This window comes from Polyangium sorediatum (genome assembly GCF_029946465.1).
Lineage (GTDB): Bacteria > Myxococcota_A > Polyangia > Polyangiales > Polyangiaceae > Polyangium > Polyangium fumosum.
The window spans coordinates 51992-71917 of record NZ_JARZHI010000044.1 but is presented as its reverse complement, the minus strand read 5'-3'; the positions used below and the strand labels follow the sequence as shown (position 1 = coordinate 71917).

The 19926-nt window shown below is 68.8% G+C and carries 14 protein-coding genes; 6 read left to right on the top strand and 8 right to left on the bottom strand.

What is annotated here, in order from left to right:
* Positions 1-143: 143 nt before the first annotated feature.
* The 3 genes from QHF89_RS34300 to QHF89_RS34290 all read left to right on the top strand — a co-directional run bounded on the left by QHF89_RS34300 (position 144) and on the right by QHF89_RS34290 (position 2105).
* Positions 144-1091: a hypothetical protein gene (locus tag QHF89_RS34300; RefSeq protein WP_136971800.1), complete on the top strand. Its 948-nt coding sequence runs from the start codon at positions 144-146 to the stop codon at positions 1089-1091.
* Between the two features lie 186 nt (positions 1092-1277).
* A complete protein-coding gene (locus QHF89_RS34295) occupies positions 1278-1736 on the top strand; it encodes a hypothetical protein (RefSeq protein WP_284721279.1) in 459 nt (152 codons plus the stop codon).
* A 27-nt stretch (positions 1737-1763) separates the two neighbouring features.
* Entirely contained in the window at positions 1764-2105 is a 342-nt protein-coding gene (locus tag QHF89_RS34290) for a hypothetical protein (protein ID WP_136971802.1), read from the top strand.
* 38 nt (positions 2106-2143) lie between these two features.
* On the opposite strand, the gene QHF89_RS34285 is transcribed toward QHF89_RS34290, so the two are convergent.
* The 6 genes from QHF89_RS34285 to QHF89_RS34260 all read right to left on the bottom strand — a co-directional run bounded on the left by QHF89_RS34285 (position 2144) and on the right by QHF89_RS34260 (position 8836).
* On the bottom strand, positions 2144-3163 hold the full coding sequence (locus tag QHF89_RS34285) for a glycoside hydrolase family protein (protein WP_136971803.1): 1020 nt from the start codon (positions 3161-3163) through the stop codon (positions 2144-2146).
* A gap of 29 nt (positions 3164-3192) precedes the next feature.
* Positions 3193-4497, bottom strand: a complete 1305-nt coding sequence (locus QHF89_RS34280) for a DUF2403 domain-containing lipoprotein (protein WP_284721278.1) — start codon at positions 4495-4497, stop codon at positions 3193-3195.
* Positions 4498-4563: 66 nt separating this feature from the next.
* Positions 4564-5874, bottom strand: coding sequence for a hypothetical protein (locus QHF89_RS34275; RefSeq protein WP_136971805.1), 1311 nt, complete (start codon positions 5872-5874; stop codon positions 4564-4566).
* Between the two features lie 318 nt (positions 5875-6192).
* Positions 6193-6444 carry a hypothetical protein gene (locus tag QHF89_RS34270; protein WP_136933971.1) on the bottom strand — a complete coding sequence of 84 codons (252 nt, stop codon included), beginning with the start codon at positions 6442-6444 and terminating at the stop codon, positions 6193-6195.
* Positions 6445-6539: 95 nt separating this feature from the next.
* A complete protein-coding gene (traA, locus tag QHF89_RS34265) occupies positions 6540-7847 on the bottom strand; it encodes an outer membrane exchange protein TraA family protein (protein ID WP_136971806.1) in 1308 nt (435 codons plus the stop codon).
* A 68-nt stretch (positions 7848-7915) separates the two neighbouring features.
* Entirely contained in the window at positions 7916-8836 is a 921-nt protein-coding gene (locus QHF89_RS34260; protein WP_136971807.1) for a LysR family transcriptional regulator, read from the bottom strand.
* 95 nt (positions 8837-8931) lie between these two features.
* Here QHF89_RS34260 and QHF89_RS34255 point away from each other — a divergent pair, with 95 nt between their 5' ends.
* Both QHF89_RS34255 and QHF89_RS34250 read left to right on the top strand, forming a co-directional pair.
* Entirely contained in the window at positions 8932-10164 is a 1233-nt protein-coding gene (locus QHF89_RS34255) for an MFS transporter (RefSeq protein ID WP_136971808.1), read from the top strand.
* Positions 10165-10501: 337 nt separating this feature from the next.
* A complete protein-coding gene (locus tag QHF89_RS34250; RefSeq protein ID WP_136971809.1) occupies positions 10502-11860 on the top strand; it encodes an amidohydrolase family protein in 1359 nt (452 codons plus the stop codon).
* A gap of 21 nt (positions 11861-11881) precedes the next feature.
* Here the strand turns inward: QHF89_RS34250 and QHF89_RS34245 are convergent, their stop codons facing one another.
* Together QHF89_RS34245 and QHF89_RS34240 are read right to left on the bottom strand one after the other, a co-directional pair.
* Positions 11882-13312 carry a hypothetical protein gene (locus tag QHF89_RS34245; protein WP_284721277.1) on the bottom strand — a complete coding sequence of 477 codons (1431 nt, stop codon included), beginning with the start codon at positions 13310-13312 and terminating at the stop codon, positions 11882-11884.
* A gap of 475 nt (positions 13313-13787) precedes the next feature.
* Positions 13788-16853: an NAD(P)-binding protein gene (locus QHF89_RS34240; RefSeq protein WP_284721276.1), complete on the bottom strand. Its 3066-nt coding sequence runs from the start codon at positions 16851-16853 to the stop codon at positions 13788-13790.
* Between the two features lie 252 nt (positions 16854-17105).
* On the opposite strand from QHF89_RS34240, the gene QHF89_RS34235 reads away from it, so the two are divergent.
* The gene (locus QHF89_RS34235; RefSeq protein WP_284721275.1) at positions 17106-19889 is read left to right on the top strand and encodes an ATP-binding protein; all 2784 of its coding nucleotides are present in this window, start codon (positions 17106-17108) and stop codon (positions 19887-19889) included.
* Positions 19890-19926: the final 37 nt, after the last annotated feature.

Sequence of the window (19926 nt, the reverse complement as noted above, 5' to 3'; positions counted from 1 at the left end):
GAGCGCCGAGCGTCCAACGTCGACCACGCAGCCCGCGGAGCGGCCTCGGCCGATTTCTTGCGGGCTCCGCGTGACGGCTTGCGATTCGCGCTTAGACTTCCTGCGGGACGCCGTCCCTGCGGCGCAACCGCGAAGGAGCAGGCATGAGGCTCGTCGGACAGATACACGTCACGCTCCGGGGCGAGGTCATCCATCGGGAGCCGAGCTTCTGGGAGAGAATCAAGCAACGGCTCGGCGGCTCGCCCGACCTCACGACGGACCGCGTGCGGGTGGCGTTCGAGGCGAGCGCGCTCGTCGACGCGATCAAGCGGGCGCTCATCGGCTTGGGCTTCGACAACGCCGTGTCCCTCGTGGTCGACGATACCGTCGTTTTTCAGGACACGGACGGCAAGGCCGGCGATCTGCCGGATCTCATGATCGCGATGTCGGAGCACACGTCGCTCTTTGGAAGTGGATTCCAGGAGCTGCGGCTGGCGCTCGAACACGAGGAGGCCGGGTTGCACCTGCTCGTGGAGACGCGGGCGTTCACCGAGCACCGCACGGGAGAACCATCGGCGTACGTGTCGGTCGGCGGCCGGCTCCGGGAGCTCGAACCGAAGCGCGGCGAGTCTGCGGACGAATATCGAACGCGGGTCACGCCGCTCGTTTCGGACGGCACGCACCTCGAAAGCGCGCGGCTCCAGTTCGAATCGTTCGTCACGCGCCTCGAGGACGCTTTGCGGGCCACGATGCCCGAGGCCTTCATCTCGCAGAAGCGCGCGGAGGCGCTCGTCGTGAAGCCGTCCCGCGAGGCGGAGCAGGAAACGAAGCTCGATCCATCGAACCCTGCCTACGACCCTTACGCGCGGTATTACCCGAACCCGATGGGGATGATGCTCGACGTGATGCTCCTCTCGTCGCTCATGCACATGATGCACATGCCGATGCTCCATGTGGTGACCCCGTCCGGAGCGCCGGTCGGGTCGGCTGCAGACGTCGCGCAGGAGCCCGACGTGGCCGATTCCGGAGATGCGGGGGACGACGGCGGCGATTTCGGGGGTGACGATTTGGGTGGCGACGATTTGGGTGGGGATTGGGGCGGGTTCGACTGATTCCACGTGGGCTCTGGGCTCGGGGACGCGCCCCGCCCTCCCCGGGCCGGCCCCGCGTCTCCTCCGTTGACAAACGTTCGCAGGGAACCGGTGCACCACGACGAACAGGGCGCCAAGGCTCTTGGCATCGCTGGACATTCAGGCTATCAGGTTTGTCCGAGGCAGGCGAGCCCGAGGAGGAACGTGATGGACGAAGCCAAGCTGCGCGAGAAGTTGTCCAGGATCGAGGCGTTATTCGCCGGCGCGACGACGGAAGGCGAGCGTGTCGCGGCGGCCGAGGCCCGACGACGGATCCAGCAGCGGCTCGCGAGTGTCGAGCGGCTCGACCCGCCGATGGAGTTCCAGTTCACGCTCGCCGACGCCTGGTCGCGAAAGCTCTTTCTTTCGCTGCTCCGACGTTACGACCTCAAACCCTATCGGTACCGCGGCCAGCGTCGGACCACGGTCATGGTAAAGGTGCCGAAGCCGTTCGTACACGAGACGCTGTGGCCCGAGTTCCAGCAGATCAACGCGGCGATGCGCGCGTACCTCGACGAGGTGACCGATCGGATCATCGCCGACGTGATCCACGGCGACAGCTCCGAGGCGTCCGAGGTCGCGGCGCCGCCGCAGCTCGGACCACGCGCGATTGACATCGGCGAGTAGTCTGCGGTTTCCGCGAGGAGCAGGGCGATGAATGAAAAGGTATACTGTTTCGAAGTTGTGAAGGCTGACCTCGACGCGTTTTTGGGCTCGCTCATGCTCGGTACGCTCCAAGCGATGCGGTCGGGGTTGTGGTCGCTCGACGCTGGAATCTGGACGCTCGGCCGGCCCTGCTTCCGCGACCCACTGGAGCGGGCTTCCGTGCCCGAGGAACTTGTTGCGGTGCTTCAAGAGGCCGACGAGCTCTCGGCGCTGGCAGAGCTGGCCGGGCGCGCGGCCGCCGATGCGCGACTCGACGAGCTGATTGCGATCGTCCAGCTTCATCTCGCTAAAGACGAGTCACATCACTGGCGTGCTGTCGTACGCGAATAGGCGTTCGCGGAGGTCCCCTCGAGACCTCCGCGAGCCCGTTACTCGCAGGACGTTTGCGGCGCGTCCACGTACGCCTGGCCGAGCTCCGTCAGCACACCGTCGTCCCCCAGCAGGCTCGCGTTGGCCACGTTGTCCGGGCGACCCGAGAACCACGCATACCGCGCTATGCGCGGCTCGTTCTCCAGGTAGTCGAGCGCGTCGATCATGAACGCTTTTTGCTCGGCGAGCGAGCCTGCGTTGTCGCAGGCGAACTCGGTCAGCCAGAACGGTTTGTCGAACCGCGTCTTGTACGTCTCGATGTGGTTGATGAGCCACCGAGCCTTGTTCGTCCCGTCGCCCTGGCAAGCCGTGTAGATGTGGATGCCGATGTAATCGACGCGGCACCCCTCGCAGGCGGCGAAGAAGTCGTCGAGGTATTTGAAGGGATCCGTCTCCTGGCACGACCCTCCGCAGAAATTCACGGCGGGCGACACCAGCGCGAGGCCACGCGCGTCGGCGATGGCCTCCACATGCGGCCAGAGCGCTGCGGCTTGGGTCGCCGACAGATTGGCCTGCTCGCCGAAATTTGGCTCGTTGAAGCCGAGCAGGAAGCTCGCGCCGTCGGGGATCTCGCCGGCGATCTTCGTGGCTTGCGCGCTGTCGAGGCCGCCGCCGCCCCACACCATCGGCACGTATTCCACGCCGAGCATCTTGTACACGTCGGGTTTGAGGCCTTCGTCCGGCCCATGCGCCCAGTTGTACCACCACGACACCGCCGGCGAGAGCACCTGCATGTCCGCCTTCGAATGGTATCCGTAGGCGACGCCGCGCTTGCAGCCAGTGGGATGGTTTGTCGGCGGCCCGCCGCCTGTCGAGCTGGAACTGCTGCTCTCGGCCATCGACGCGCCGCTGCCGCCGCTGCCGCCACTGCCGCCACTGCCACCACTGCCACCGCTGCCGCCGCTGCCACCGTCGCCCGAGCCTGGGGACGGCTCGCTCGAGCCACACGCGGCAACCGCGACGAGCGCCGCCAAGGCCGCCGCTCCTGCCAACCATTGCGTCCGTGCGTTATGGATCATGGGCATGGTCACCTCTGCGTGGATGTCGATCACTCGGGGAGGCGCATCGAGAGAAGCGCGTCGATCGCATTGCGGGACAGGGCGCCGGGGAGCAACGGGAGCATCTCGGCGGCGGCCGCGGGGATCTTCTCGGGGTGGATGACAGCGACCTGGATTTCCCGCTGCTTCTCGTCGAGGAGAATCATGAAATACCGATCGCCGATGGGCCGGCGCCACACGGGGCAGCCCTCCGCGTCGCCGCCGACTTCGATCTCGGGGCCGCTCGTGTAGGCCTTTTTCGCGCAGGCGTCGACGACCTCGACGTCGTCGGCGAAGGCGTCGCGGTCGCAGCCCTCCCCGCAGACATTGCCGCCCACGTGACCGGCTTGGTAGGAGCGCACGCCGGTGCTCATGAACTCGCGGTTGCTGTATTGATTGTTGTCGAGCACCACCTCGAAGACGTTGATCTCGCCGCAGCCGTCGCCGACCGAGCCCGTCTTCGAATAACAATTGCAGAGCCCGTTCCACTTGCGGCCGCCGTCGCGAATCAGCTCGGACGCGACGAACGCCACCCACGGGCCCGCGTGGCCTTGCCCGCCGCCGTCGCACTTGCTCACGCCTGCGTCATCGAACGTCATCGACGCAAGGAAGACGATGAGCTTCGAGCCCGACCAGCCGAGGTGGTTGATGCCCGGATCGCTCGGGCAATAATAATCTTTCCCGTCTCCACACGCGAACGACGCTTCTTGCATGAAATAGTTCACGCAATCCTTCTGCGTGAGGTCGCCCGTGAAGTCGGAGGACGTCATTTGCCCTTCGGTGACGACGAGGTTCGAGCCGTGGCCGCTCTTGGCGTCCCAGGACGAAATCATCGACCAGGAAGACGCGTCCGCGCCGGGCTGGTAAATGGCGAGCTGCTTCAGGCGGATGGCCTTCATGATGAGGGTCATCTCCTCGTCGAAGGGCGCGAGCGTGGTGCTCGTCGTGTGCTGCTCCTTCATACAGCAGTGTCCACCCCAGGTATCCGTCCCGTCCTTGTAGGTACAGGCCGGATCGCCCGACGCGCGATCGATGCGACGCGGCCACCACCCGGGCGCGCCGACATTGGTGAACGTCATCGTCCCGCCTCGCGTGGGCGTGCTCGGCTCCGTGGGGTGCATCCCCAGGCCTCCGCCGCCGCCGGTGTCCCCGCTCGATGTCGATGACGATGTCGACCCGCTCGCCCCGGCGCCCCCGGTGCCTCCTGCGCCCCCGGTGCCTCCTGCGCCCCCCGTTCCCTCCTCGCGCGCGCTTCCGCAGGCGCAGGCGAGGAGGGCGAGAGCCGCGTGAACGAATTGCCTAGAGAGCTTCGTCATGAGTTCTCCTCCTTGCGTCCCTCGCGCATTCCTGCGCCCTTGCGGTCCTCATTCTCGTTCGAGGGCTCAGAGATCCTCGATCACGATGAATGCGCGTTGACCTTCACCCAGGTGCCCGCTGATCCGGTACGTCGACCGCGCCTCGTCGATCGTGATGAGCTTTTCGCCCGTGGCGCGAGGGAGCCACTCGTCGCCGTCCCACTCGTAGAAGAGCTCGCCCAGGAGCTCGGCGGCGCCGTTCGGATCGTCCTTCCGGTACACCTTGATGCGATAGAGGTTCTCCTTGGGGATCGCGTCGATGAGGCCGGCCAGGTATTCGTCGCGCTTCTTCTCGCGGAGCTCCGGCCAGGTGAACCCCTCGGCGTGGCCGACGTTGTAGCCGTCGGGGCTGCAGCCCCAGAGGAAGGGTTTGTCGAAATTGCCGGGCAAGGTGTCGTCCCACTTGGCGACGTCGATCATGCGTTTGCCCTTGTGGCCCCAGTACAGGTGACCGGGCGAGCTGATGCTCGCGTATCCCGGCATGAGGGTCTCGGCCATGTAATAGGACTCGTCGCCGGGGAACTGGGTGCGCGTCACCGGCACCGGCTGCTTCGCCTTGTTGATGACGACGCAGCGGAGCTCGTCGTCCCACCCCCGTCGTCCGAGCGGCACGCCCTTCGGGACGTAGACCTTGCCGTCGGTGTCGACGAGGAAACCGAAGCCGATTTCCTGGTTGATCTCCCTCGGATTCCATCCACCACGGTGACGCGGCCACGTGGTGTCGGGTGGCGCGAAGAAGAGCAGGTTGACGTCGCCGCCATTCTTGACGAACCGCCAGGTGGGCCGGAACGCCCCGAAGATGTCGCCTTGGTCGTCGTCGTACTCGGTGAAGTATCCGTATTCGTACCCAGGAGTGACGTGGTAGAGGACGGGAAGCGCGCCGAGCTTCGCCACCTCGGCCTCGACATCCATGCCCGTCGCCCAGCCCTTGTTCTTCTCGCCGGGCGTATAGGCGACGTCGTCCATGACGCCGGGGATGTACGGGATCTCGAAATGGCTGTCGGCCACGTAGAACGTCTCGTGCTCCTCGATAGGAAAGTTCTTCTTTCCCTGGACGTGGGAGAGGACGTATTCGCAAGGCGTGGCGGTGACGACCTTGTATGTCTCGCCGTCGAGCTCGGTCGTCCCGATCAAGCGGACCTCGAACTCGCCGTTGTCGCACGTGGCACCCTCGACGACGGGCGGCGGCGGTTCGTTGCCTCCGTTCGACGGAGGCGGGGTCGGCGAGCCCGAGGAGGTGCCCTTTTCCTCGCCGCCGGAGCAGCCCGTGAGCACGACGAGGAGCGCGAGCGCGCCGGCGCGAGCGCGGTCGAAAGGATGGATCGGTGGTCGCTTCATCGCGTGAGGTTCTTTCTGGGAGGGGTCCTTCCGGAGGAGCGTGGGTCCGTGAAGGAAAGCGGCAGGGCGTAGCGGACAGGCGGTCGCGACCAGTGGGCCCAAATGGATTCGCGATGTCAAGGGCTCGCCAGCATTCGGGCGCCCGGTCGGCGCTGCGATTTTGCAATGGCGCCGAAACACCCGCGGCTTACGCCGGTGGGCAGAGCATTCTGTCGCGAGGGAAGGCGCACACGCGGAGGGGGCAGCGGGAGGTGCCCGTGGCGCCGGAACCGAGGATGTGGGTGAGAGGAGGAAGCTGGTGAGAGCGGATACCTGACGTCAGGCCTGCGCCGCCTCGGCCGCCTCGGCGAGCACGTCCTCGTGGACGACGCTCATCATCTGCCGTGCGATGTCGTTGACGACGCGCTGCACGCGCTCAGCGATCGCCTTCGGCGCCGCGGCCAGGGCCGCGTTCAGCTCCGTCAGGCCAGCGTCGAGCAAGAGCGCGGCTTCCTCCTGCGACGTCGCCTCCTTCAAGAGCTTCGCGGCTTTGCTGGCTCGGGCGAGGTGAAGGGAGGCCTTGGTGCTCATTCAGGCTGCCCAACATGTGACCGGAGCCGGCCGTGTCAAGGGCCGGCGCGCGACGTTCGTGATCCGCAGGATGCGTCGGATCTCGATGGCGGGCGTCAACGGCGCGAGGATCTGGACGGGCGCCGCCGCGATCGGGCATACGCCATCGCCGCGCTCACGAGACACAGAAAGCCGGTGGTTCCGGCGTGCGACGAGCTCGCATCGATCCGACAACCACAAGAGCTGTCCGTGCCTCCATTGCCTCCGCCGCCGCTGCCGTTGCCCCCGCTGCCCCCGCTGCCTCCGCCGCCGCTGTCTCCGCCCCCGCTCCCGCCGGCTCCGCCAGAGCCCGCGGGGGAAGACGATTCCTCGCAGGTCTTCGTGCTCGGATCGCAGGTGGCGCCGCCCTGGCAGTCGGCGTCCGTACGGCAACCGGCGCACTGGACGTCGCCGTTCAGGTCCGCGCAGAACGGGGTGTCGCCGCCGCAAGGCGAGCAGCTCGACCCGCAGTGTTTGTCCGTGTCGCAAGGTGCGCAGAGCGCCGCTTCATTGCAGAAGTGCCCGGCGTCGCAGCCGTTGTCACCGGCCTGGTTGACGAACTGCCGCTCGCATTGCTTGCAGACGCTGAGATCCGGGAACGAGGGGTTGCCGTTCGACGTCTGGAAAAAGGAGGTCGCCGGGAGAAGCGTGAATCCCGCGTCGTTGAGCTTGACGATGGGCGGACTGTTGGCTGCTCGCTCGAAATCCTCGAAATCCCCTACGAAATACGAGACCTCCAGCGCGGCGTGCTCGGCGATCTGGGTGTAGAGGATCTCGATCGGGTAGAGCCCCGGCGTCGAGAAGGTGACCTCGTTCGTCACGCGCCACGTCGCGATGCCGAGCGCGGGGGGGCGGACGATGACGGGATACGGGGCGAGCGCCTTGTCGTACACCGTGAGGCTGACGGCGTCGTCCGTGTACAACCCGAAGTGGATCGGCTTGTTCGCGAGGTCAGGTGTGACGTTGAAGAAGCCGCGCAGGCGCGAGCCGAAAGCCGTCGTCGTGTCGTTGACGAAGAAATCGCATCCGCCCGTCTTGCAAGCAGCCTCCAGCGCGGCGTCGATGAAATCGCCGTAGCTCAGTTGGCTGCCGGACGTGTTGTTGTTGGACAGATCGAGGACGGAGCGGATCACGTGCTCGACGCGATCGACCGCGTGCGCGTCGATGAACGCGTCGATCGACCCCGTATAGTTGCCGGGATTGTTGAGGTCGAAGTCCGCCGACGGGTTCGTCGCTATCGCCGATGCGGCGCAGAGGCCCGTACCTAGGGCGTCGACGGCATCCGCGACGCCCTCCGGCACGGTGACGGGCGCGGCGTGTGCCATCGCCGGAGCGAGAACGAGGCCGAGCAAGGAACCTACAAGGATCTGTTTTGCCTTCATCATGCCACCATTAAGACTGTGCCGCCCTGCGCGTGCACAGTCGGGACCCTAACACGGCAGAGTGATCAAAGCTACCCAGCGATGGTCGGCAGCGCTTCGCGCATGGCCTCCAGGAACACGCGCAGCCGGGCCGGGTAGAAACGCGCGTACGGATAGACCAGATGGACAGGAAGCCGCGGCGCTTCCCACCCCGGCGCCAGGTGCCGAAGGCGCCCTTGCTCCAGATCGTCGGTCACCATCCACGCGGAGACGATTCCGACCCCCAGGTCCGAGAGAATCGCGTTGCGCAAGGCATACAGGCTATCGGTGCTCAGCCGTGGTCGGATCGCAAAGCGGCGGGTGACGCCGTCGGCCTTTCGCACCAGCGCCACTTCGTTGCGATAAAAGGTCTGCAACGCCAGCCAAGGCAACGCCGCGAGATCGTCAGGCTCCCGTGGAAACGATCGCTCGCCGAACAATTTCGGGGACGCCACCACGATGCGCGGCACCTCGGCCAACCGAAGGGCGATCACGGCGGGATCGTCCACCGCGCCGACCTGCACGGCGCAATCGATGCCCTCGGCAATGAAATCGGGACGCCGATCATGCAACAACCATTCGACGGTGACCTGGGGATACCGCCGCAGGTACGCCATCAAGGGGGCGATCAGTTGGTCCTGCCCGAACGCGTGCGGAACCAGGACCCGGAGATGACCTTCCGGCGCGTCCTTGGCCCCGCGTAGGTCGGCGGTCATCGCCTGCCAGCTCTCCAGAAGCGTCTTCGCGTGCGCGAAGCAGCGCGCACCATCGTCGGTGAGCTTCATCGCGTGGGTCGAGCGCTGCAGCAGCTCCAGGCCCAGCGAGCGCTCGAGCGCCTGCAAGCGCCGGCTGACCGTGGGCTGGCTGGTCCCGAGCTGCGCGGCTGCGGCCGAAAGGCTGCCGGCCTCGACGATGCGCACGAAGGTCTGCATCAGTCCGATGCGGTCCATGCCGCTCGTGTCCGGGCTGGTCATGCGCAGAGCGTATATCAAGTCTGCATGGGAGGCAGCTACCACGACGTCGGAACGGCTTGTACGATGGCAACACGTCAACCGAAGAGGCGTCTCCCATGGCATCTATTCATGTAGCGCATGTTGCCGTCCCCACGCAGGCCGGGCTCTCCCGCTCGCTCGTGCTTCTGCTGGCCACCGGCGCCGGGCTGAGCGTCGCGTCGCTCTATTACAGTCAGCCGATGCTGGGGGTGCTGGGCGCGGACCTCCAGGCCGGCGACCGGCTGGTGGGCCTCGTGCCCACGATGACGCAATTGGGGTATGCCCTCGGAATCCTGCTGCTCGCCCCCTTGGGGGACCGTTATGACCGGCGCAGCATCATTCTGATCAAGGCCGCGTTGCTCTCGCTGGCGCTTTTGCTCGGCGGCTTCGCCCCGGGGATTGCCTCCTTGCTCGGGGCCAACCTGGCCGTCGGGCTGACGGCGACGCTGGCGCAGGACATCGTGCCTGCCGCCGCGACCTTGGCGCCGGAATCGCAGCGCGGCAAGGTCGTGGGCACGGTCATGACCGGCCTGCTTCTGGGCATCCTGCTGTCGCGCGTCGTCAGCGGCTTCGTGGCCGAGCAGTTCGGCTGGCGCGCCGTGTATCTCGCCGCTGCGGCGTCCATTGCCATGATCGGCGTCGTCGCCTGGAGCGGCCTGCCGCGCTTTCAGCCCACGACCCAGCTCGGCTATCGCGCTTTGATGGGTTCGCTCGTCGCGTTGTGGCGCCGTTACGGGGCGCTACGCCAGGCGACGCTCTCGCAGGGAATGTTGTCGATCGGCTTTGGCGCCTTCTGGTCGACGCTCGCGGTCATGTTGCACAGCCGCTTCCACCTGGGCAGCGCCGCCGCCGGTGCTTTCGGGCTGGCGGGCGCGGCGGGCGCGCTGGGCGCGCCCCTGGCCGGGCGTTTGGCCGACCGGCGTGGACCGGAGTTCGTCGCGCGCCTCGGCGCAGGACTGACCGCGCTGTCGTTCGCGGCCCTGGGGCTCTTCCCCCTCTTGCCGACGACGGCGCAACTGGGCCTGATCGTCGTCGCCGCGATTGGGTTCGACTTCGGCGTCCAGGGCACGCTCGTCGCGCACCAAACGCTGGTGTATGGCATCGAGCCCGGCGCGCGCAGCCGCCTGAACGCGCTCTTGTTCACCGGGATGTTCATTGGCATGGCGACGGGCGCCGCGCTCGGCAGTCTGGCGCTGGCGCAATGGGGCTGGCTGGGCGTCGTCGCGCTGGCGACGACGGCCTCCACCGCCGCCCTGGCCGTGCGGATGGCGCGCCGAACGGCGTCGGCCGTCGTGATTCGTCATCGTTGAATAGCCATTCCAACCCGCATGCGGTGGGGGGCACGTCCCGATCCGGGCGCGCGCGGGAAACGTGCGACGCGCCGCGGCGACAGACCTCTCGGTGGGTCCGATCGAAGTGCAAGAATGGCTCTTGTCGCGCCAGAACGGCTCGTCGATCCGCGGGGTTGTGGTCGCGGCCATGGGCGATTCGGCGCGAAGGAAGCGAAAAACCGGCGCGGCGCATCCGGATGTCAGTTTGTGGTTCACGCGCCTAGCGTGTCGGCGTCCACCCATCGCTCGGCATGGAGCCGCTTCCCGACAGATCAGGAGTTCTCTCATGTGGAACCTAGCTTCTCGAACATCTTCGTTGGCCCTCGTCCTCCTCGCGACAGTCCATTGCGGGCCGGGAAATGAGAACCCCCCCGGCGCCGGCGGCACCGGCGGTACCGGTGGCACCGGCGGCATCGGTGGCGGCACCGGAGGCACCGGAGGCACCGGCGGCGTCGGCGGTGGTACCGGCGGCACCGGCGGTGGTGAATGCGTGACCAGCGACAAGGCCATTCGGTTTGGCAAGCTCGTCCATCCCGAGGACGGCACGGTCATCGACAAGGCGATCGTCGTGATCCACGAGGATCGGATCAGCTACGTCGGCACGGATGAGAAGCAGATCCCGTGCGGGGCCAGCGTCATCGATTGGTCGGCGTACACCGGTCTCCCCGGCCTCGTCGATGCCCACGTCCACTTCACCTACCAGACGGACCAGGAGCCGGGCACGCTCCCCTGGACCCGTGTCAACTGGCTGATGAACAACAACGTCTACAAGCTCATGGACCTCGCCCGCAACGCCGCGCTGGCGACGCTCAAGACCGGCGTCACCACCGCGATCGACAAGGGAGGCCGCGACTTCGTCCTGAACCCCCTGCGCGCCGAGATCATGTCCGGCAAGACGCTGGGGCCGCGGATGTACAACTCCATCGGCGGAATCTCGAATTACAAGTACCCGGCCGCGGTCCCCACCGAGGAATTGAAGAACTGGGTGCATCTGCAGGTGCTGCGCGGCGCCGACCTCGTGAAGGTATGGGCCGATAAATGCACCGACCAGACGCTCGAGTGCACGCCGACGTTTACCTTCGACGAGCTCAAGCTGCTCGTCGACACGTCCCACCAGGAGGGGTTGCCCATCGCGATCCACGCGTACCACCAGGACACGGCCAAGCTCGCCATCATGGCCGGCCCGGACTCGATCGAGCACCCGGAGGGCCTCGACATGGTCGACTGCGGCAACATGATCGACAAGGGGACGATCTACGTGCCGACCATCGATCACAACCGCTATTACAAGGACAACCTCGCGTTCTTCGGCTACGCCCCCGATCTGGAGGCGAAGTTCGAGGCGTACATCCAGGACAACCTCGCCAGCGCGACCCAGGCGCACCAGGTCGGCGTGAAGATCGCGATGGGCTCGGACGCCGTGTTCACCGGATTCGGCGAGAATACACGCGAGCTCGGCTGGCTCGTGCAGGCCGGGATGACCCCGCTCGAAGCGCTCCGTACCGCCACGATCCATGGCGCCGAGAGCATCGGCGTCCAGAACGAGATCGGAAAGGTCGCCGTGGGCTACTACGCCGACATCATCGCGGTCGAGGGCGACCCTCTGACGGACATCAACGTCGTCATCAACGGGGTTCGCAAGGTCATGATGGGCGGGCGGGTCGCGGATTTCTGACGAGGCCCGCTCGCTCCCCACCTACTTCGGCGCCTTGAGCACCCCGCCATCCACTTGGTTGGGCCCGACGCCATAATTCGCCCAGTACACATGCGTCCCGTCGACGGCGATGCCGCGTGGGGCCGGCTGCTTGTCCGCGATGGTGACCGCCGGACCGCCCGCGATGGGCACGGCGAACACCGCTCCGTCGGCGAGCTGCCCGCTCTCGTTCCACGCGGACGTGTAATAAATATGCTCGCCGTCGATCGCGAACGCTGATGGATTGGCCACGCCCGTCACCAGCGCGACGGGCACGCCGTCCGCGAACGGGATCTTCCACACCTTGCCGTCGGCGTACTTGCCGTTCAGGCCTGGGCCCACGTCGAGCACGTACAGGTTTTCTGCGTCCGAAAGGAGATCGATCCCGGACCAGGTGCCGGGCGTGAACACCGTCGCGGCGCCGCCTGCTTGCGGCACGCGAACGATCTGCGAGGGCTGGGCGGAGAGGACATACACATCGGTTTGGTGCAGCGTGATTCCTCGGAGGTACAGGGCCGACGCGTCCGCGAGTTTCGTCGAGGTCCCGGTGCCACTGGCGTTCCACGTCGTCTTCACGATGGCGGTTTTGGGCAATTGACCGTTGCCGTTCGCGCACCAATACACGGCCGTCGCGTTGCCAGAGGGATCGAGGTTTCCGAGCGCAAGCTTGTGCGGCTGCCCGTGACTCACGGCGGGCTCCACGATGTGGACCTGGCCAAACCCGCTCTTGCTGACCTTCGAGATGTAGCCGAAGTTCGGCGAATCCGGCGTCGTCCAGAAGACGTTGTTTCCGGCGATCTCCATGTTCCTTGCGCCGAAGGCCAACACGCCCTCCTCCTTGTTCACCTTGGTCGTGGCGCCCCCGGTGAGCGGCATGCTCAGGATATCGATGTGCGACGAGAAAAAGACGCGTTGTTCGTCCACGCGCACCAGAACGGCTTGATGGCCCGTATACAGAGCGGTGGCGGCGCACTGGCCCGCATTGCAGGCGGCGCCGAGGCAGGAATGACCGCAGGCGCCGCAGTGGTTCGTGTCCGTGGCGAGGTCGGCGCAAGCGTCGCCGCAGAGCATCTGGTTGCCATTGCACATGAGCCCGCCGGAGCTCGACGAGGTCGTCGTCCCCATGCCTCCTGTGCCGCCCGCGCCGCCCACACCGCCCACGCCTCCTGTGCCGCCCGCGCCGCCCACGCCGCCTGTACCGCCTGCGCCCCCCGTCCCTGTGCCGCCCGCGCCGCCGGTGCTGCTGGACGATGCGCTCGCGCCTCCGGCGCCGCTCGACGCGCTCGCGCCGCCCGTGCCTCCCATGCCGCCCGTGCCCCCTGTCGATACGCCGGTCGTGCCGGTGCTATCGCGCGGCGGGTCCTCGGTGACTTCACATGCCGTGCTCATCGCGATCAGGATCGCGAGGTGAATCCCCAGAACTCTGGAATGCATGTTCCCATGGTACACGAACCGCATCCTTTCCGAGTTGTCGCCCTGCACATCCTCGACCGACGACATCCGCCCTCGTCCTCGGATGTCCTGCGCCGCGACAAGCCGCATGCCCACCACGCGACCTCGCGCAGGGAGCCGAACAAGGCTCGTCGGCGCGACAAGGCGACGGTCACGCCGCCGGACACGGGGCTGGGCGTGTCTCCGGGGGGAGGTCGAGCCGAACGACGAGGGCCGGAGGTGGCCGAGGGGCCTTGTCGAGCGGCCGAACAAGGACCGTCGGCCGTCGAGGGAGCTTGTCGCGGGGGGCCGACCCCCAGCGTCCAGGTCCACCGCAGGGCGAGCGGTCCGTGTCCCTCGGGGGGTCGCCGGGAGGAGGCTCCGGCTGCGCTGCCGAACACGCACTGTCGAGGGGGGACGACACGTGTTCGGCTGGATTTCAGGTCCCTCCGCGCCGCCGCGTGGCAGAGCCTGGGCCTCAGCGCACGCCGTCGTGCCTGTCGCGGCGCGGGTTCACGACCTCGCCGGCGCCGATCGTGAAGTCGAGCTCCATGTACACGCCCGCGAGGGCCCGCAGGCGCACCCGCTCCTCGTCGTCTCCTTCGCCGACGAGCCCGAGCGCGTCCGCGAGGCCGCTACGCCGCAAGACGGAGACCTCGATCGGGCGCGGGAGCCTCGTGTTCACGCGGGAGGAACCGATGCGGCGGCACGGAGCCTCGATGATCGCCTGGTAGCAGGCGAGCTCGCGGCGGGCCGCGTCGCGGAATTGCTTGAGGAAGACCATGGAGACCGACCCTGTCCGCAGGCAGTCGACGCCGAGGGCGAGCACCTGGGCTTGCGCGCGGCCGTCGAGGCCCGCGGCGCCGAGCCAGGCCGCGTCGTGGCTCGCGCGCAGGGCGTCGAGGAGCGAGGTCGCGGGCGCGCCTTCACCTGCGTCGCGGACCTCGACGAGCCGCTCGTGGCGCCACGGGGTGAGGGCGTCGCCGCCCTCGGGCGGCAGCCACGCGTCGACGTGGAGGGCGAGGGCGCCGGAGGCCTGGGCCTCGAAGCCCAGATCGGCGTGTCCTTTCGGGAAGCCGAGGACCTCACGGCCGCCGATGAGCGCCGCGCCGAGGTCGACCCAGAGGGAAGGGATGTAGGCGCCGAGGGCGCGGGGGTCGAGCCGCCCGCCGCGGCGCTCGCAGATCACCACGGGGACGAGGAAGCCAAAATCGCGCTCCGCGACCGCCCCCTTCGCGTCGACGGCCGAGAGGAGGCGGTTGTCCTGCGCGTAGAAGACGACCATCGGGCCGAGCGGGATGTAGACGCGCTCCTCGTGCAGGCCGAGGTGGCGGCCGCAGAGGTCGCGCAGGCGGCGCGGATCGGCCTGGAGCAGGGTGGCGACCATCACGCTCGACCGCGCGTCGTAGGGCGGGGAGGTCGACTCGTTGAGGCCTCGCTCGATGTAGAGGGGGGCGCGCGGCGGCGCGGCGGCGCGGCCGCGGAGCCAGTCGTCGTGCATCGGGATCGGCAGGCCCGTGAGCACCTGGGCGGCGCGGATGCCCGACATCGTCGCCGCCTCGACGCAGCCGAGGTTCATCGGCGTGAGGGTCCAGTCGCCGGCGAGGACGAGGTTTTCGTAGCCGGACTCGTCCGCGGCGAGGCGGTGGCGTGTGGTCCCCCGCGGGGAGAGGACGTACCGATCGGAGGGGTGCTGGACCGGGCTGTGGTGCTGGAAGGCGAGGGGATCGTCGCTCGACGCCGGCGCGTGGAGGCGGCTGCGGTCGAGGGCGCCGTCGGGCCGGGAGATCGCAGGCCAGAGGTGGGCCGCGGACGCGTCGAGGTGGCGCGCCGTGAGGGTGCGGACGCGCTGGAGCTGCCGGGCGGCGTACCCGACGTAGGCCGAGCGCTCGATCGGCGGCGGCGCGTCGTCGTCCATCGCCGCGGTGAGGTACGCGAGGCTCCGCGGGCCCCCTGGCTCGGGGAAGCTTTCGCGCGGCAGGAGGTGGCTCATGTCCGCCCAGGTATCGAGGGGCGCGGCGTAAGGGATCATGACCGGCGGCGGCAGGGGCCAGCCGGTCGCGCGGAGATCGTCGCGCTTCCAGAGCTGCGCCGACACGGTCGGTGTGGTCGTGACCTCCCGGAGCATCGCGGCGAAGCGCGGGTTTCCGGCGTCGGCGACGATCTCCTCGCAAAGGGCCGGCACAACGCCGAGGCCCACGCCGAGGACGACCCGATCGAAATCGCGTCCGTCTTCGAGGACGAGCGGCGGCTCCTGATCGGGGAACTGCGCGCCCCAGTCTTCCAGGCTCTCGCCGCTCGCGCGGAGGGCGTCGCCCCCGACGAGCTGCTCGTAAAGGGGCTCGCTCGGCCAGCAGGGCAGGCCCTTCACGTCGACGAGCGGCGTGTAGTCGGCGCTGTCTTTCACCGCGATTTGCCGGCCGATTTCGATCGCCGCGACGCGCCGGCGATCGGCCGAGAGGCGGAGCTTGTCGACCCGATGGAAGAAACGAAAGCGCACGCCGCGGCGGCGGAGGACCTCGTAGAGCGGGGCGAAGATCACGTCGCCCATCCCCGCCTGCATCTTGTAAAAAATCGCGCCGCGGTACGTGTAGAGCATACGCAGCGTCCAGTGCAGGCCCGTCCCCGCGCCGATCTCGCGGCCGGCGCTGTAGGCCCCGGCGTAGACGCCCGAGACCGTCGAGGCCCGCACGGAGGAGGCAGAGGCGCCGTGTCGCATGAGCCACGCCCGGAAGTCCTCGTGGTCGAGGCGCCGCCAATCGACGTCGTCTTGGTCGGTCAGGCCGTCGGCGATCATCCCGCGGATCATCGCCAGCGTGATGTCCACGGCCACCCAGGCGCTCCGGACCTCTGGCTGCCGCGCGAGGAGCCGCTCGCCGCGGCGGAACGCAGCGGCAGACCAGGCGAGCAGCCGGCGGAGGAGTTCTTCGCGGCGCACGGCCACGAGGCCCCGCGCGGGCGGGGCGAGGAGCGCGCGCAAGGACGCGAGCAAGCGAACGACGCCGCGCCGGAGGACACGGAGCCCGACGCGGAGCGGCTGCGGGGTCGTGTCCGCGCCGCCGCGGAGCGCGGGCTGCGCGTCGAAGAGGTCGAGGAGGAACTGGAGCATGATCGGGATCAGCTCGGCCGGGGTGGGGACCTTGTGGCCGAGGCCCGGGGGATCGCTGTTCCGGGGAAAGAGAAGGGGCTGGTGCTGCCAGGTGCCCTCGGAGGGCTCCTCGAAGACGATGAGGGAGTGCGGCTTGAATGCGTCTTCGAGGGTCGCGAGGGGCGCGCCGGCGGGGCGCCCGAGCGCCTCGTAGCAGCGGCGCATCACGGAAAAGGCGTTGTCGTAGAAGCCGTAGAAGAGATGGAGGCCATGCTCCTCGATGCGATCGAATCGCTCGCGGTTGCGGCCACTCGCGCCTTTCCCGCCGAGGCGGTGCCCATGCTGGTAGACGGTGACCTCGTAGTGATCCTCCCAGCCGGGCACGCCGGTCAACTCGAAGGCCGTGGTCAGGGCGGCCATTCCGCCGCCGAGAATGACGATTTTTTCGCGTCGCACGGGGCGGCGAGGATAGGAGGCCCGAGCGGGATTGTCCGGTCGGGCAGCGAGGCTCGGGCGTTTTTCGAGGGGATTCCGCTCCGTGACGTCGCTCGGTTTTGGTGTGAGGTGGGAAATTTGTATGGGCATTCAAGGGGCCCCGCGCGTGGCCCGGGAACGTCCACGCTTTCCCGCTCGACGCGGCGGTCGTAGCATCGGTCCTTGGCATCCAACGTGACGAGAGGGCGTGTTCGTTCATCGCTGCGGCTCCGTGTGCAGCCCGGATCGGACCCACGAGGGCGTCGCACGCAGGAGGGGGAGCACGCGCTCCGAGGCCGTCCGCGGAGGGCCTCCCGTAGCTTCGTTGGCCGGAGCGCCGATCTCGCGCGTGTCGGGCAGCTCCTCGCCGAAGGGGCGCCGCTCGTCACGCTCACCGGCGCCGCGGGGATCGGCAAGACGGCGCTCGCGGCGCGCCTTTCGGCCCGGCTCGCGGATCCTGCGCAGGACGAGCCGCTGCGGGTCGTGTTTTGCGACCTCGAAGGCGCGCGCGGGGTGGCCGGGATCCGCGCCGCCGTCGCGCGCGCGATCGGCGTGCCCGAACCCGAAGGGGCCGGCGAGCGCGAGCTGCGGGAGCGGATGGTCCGCTCGCTCGCGGCCTTCGGGCCCGCGCTCCTGGTGCTCGATCCGTTCGAGCACGTCGTCGAGCACGCAGACGCGACCGCGGGCGCGTGGCTCCCTTCGGTGCCCGAGCTGCAGCTCCTCGTGACGAGCCGGGAGCGATTGCGTATCCCGGGGGAGGTCGTGCACGAGCTCACGCCGCTCTCGTTGCCCGAGCGGGACGATCTCGCCGGCAGCGAAGCCGTCGCGTTGTGGATGGAGCGCGTTCGCGAGGTGGTCCCCGGGTACGACCCGACGCCGGACGAAGGGCCCGTCGTGGCGCGCCTCGTGCGGGAGCTCGACGGCCTGCCGCTCGCCATCGAGCTCGCGGCCGCGCGCTTCGGCACGCTCACGCCGGCCGAGCTGCTCGAACGTCTGGAGCGGCGCATCGACGTCCTCCGGGGGCGCGACAAGGCCGGCGGCCGTCAATCGACCTTGCGCGATGCGATCGACTGGTCGTGGGGGCTCCTTCCACCCTGGGAGCAGGAGGCCTTCGCGCAATGCGCGGTCTTTCACGGCCGCATCGGCGCCGACGCGGCCGAAGCCGTGCTCGATCCCGGCGGGGACGACGCGCTCTTCGCCCTGCAAGCGCTACGCGACAAGTCGCTCCTGATCCATGCGCGGCACGACGACGGCAAAGGCGAGCTGGGGCTCACGATGTACCGGAGCGTGCGCAAGTACGCCGAGGAGCGGCTCGTGGCGTCGGAGGGACGCGCGGCGGTGTTCGAGCGGCACACGCATTACTTCCTCGTGTACGCCGAGCGCTCTGCCGCGCTCACGCGCAAGGACCCGAGCGCCGCCGCGCGGCGGCTGCTCGTCGAGCGCGAGAACCTGCTCGCGGTCGTGCGTCGTGGCCTCGCGTCGAGCGCTCCGAAGGAGGTGGAGGTCGCGCTCCGGATCCTCGTGGCGCTCGAAGAGCCCCGCTGGCACGACGGCTCCCCTTCGGCGCACCTGCTCTGGCTCGACGAAGCGCTCGCGCACCCGTCCGCGGCCGAGGTGGATCCGCGCGTCCGCGGCCATGCGCTGATCGCCCGCGGGCGCGTGGCGTGGCGTGTCGCGAGGCTCGACGTGAGCGAGCGCGATTTCGACGAGGCGGTGGCGCTCGCCGTGCGCGCGAACGACGTGTCCCTCGAAGCGCTCGCCCGGCGTTTCGTCGCGCTCGTCCTGCTCCTGCGCGGGCGCTTCGACGAGAGCCGCAGCGCCGCCGACCACGCGCTCCGGCTCGCGATCGAGGTCGGCGATCGCCGCCTGGAGGGCCTCGCGTATGCGATGCTCGGCTTCGTCGCCCGCCTGCGCGGGGAGCAGCCGCGGGCGCGGATGCTCGTGGAGCAGGCGCTCGAACGTTTCCGCGAGGTGGGGGAGGCCCCCTTCGAGCTGAGCATGCGCCTCGAGCTCATGTACGTGCACCTCGACGCCGGGGAGCTCGATGCCGCGCGCGCCTACGCCGAGCAGGCGCTCGCCCACGCCCGAGCGCTTGGCCTCGCGCCGCCCGCGCGCCTGCTGCTCGGCCTGGGGCACGCCGCGCTGGAGGCCGGGGATCCGAGCGAGGCCTCGCTCCGGTACCGCGAGGCCCGGGATGCGGCGCGCGCCACCGGCGAGCACACGCTGGAGGTGGCCGCGCTGGCGTGTGGCGCGGTCGTGCTCTTCGAGCAGGGGCGCCCCCTCGAAGCGCGGCTGGAGCTACACGAGACGCTCCCGCGGGTGCGCGCGCTCGGCCGCCATCTCTACTCGGGGCTCGTCACGGTCGTCGCGAGCGTGCTCGAAGCCGCGGTCGGCCACCTCGACGAGGCGCGCGAGCTGCTCGCGGCGGCCGAGCAAGACCTCGACGCAGGGGTCGACACGCACCTGCCCGCGCTCGAGATCTGCAAAGGGTTCCTCGATCTGGCTGAGGCAGAGCGCGCGCGGACGAACGGCGACGACGGGGCCGCGGCCGCGCTCGAAAGCGGCGCCCAGAGGCGGCTCGGCGCCGTGCTCGCGGCCGCGAACGGCGCGGGCGCGCGGTGGGTCACCGAGCTGCGTGTTCTTGCGCGCCTGCTCGGCAGCGCGCTCGCGACCCACACGTCCCCGGCCCCCGCGGCGCCGCGTGTCCTGCGGATCGACGCCACCGGCCGCTGGTTCGAGCCGCCGAGCGGCCCGCGCGTCGCGTGCGCGAACCGACCGGTCATGCGGCGCCTGCTCGTCGCGCTCGCGCGGGCCCACCTCGCCGCGCCGGCCGGCCCGTCCTCGTTCGAGCAGCTCATCGAGATCGGCTGGCCCGGCGAGCGGATCCTGGCGGACGCGGCGCGCAACCGCCTCCACGTCATGCTGACCCGCATGCGGGATCTCGGGCTGCGCGAGGTGCTGCTCGGGAACGACCTCGGTTACTTCTTCTCGCCCGATCTCTCGATCGAGTTTTGCTGACTCCGCCGGGGGAACCCTCGGATGTAAGCGGCATGTA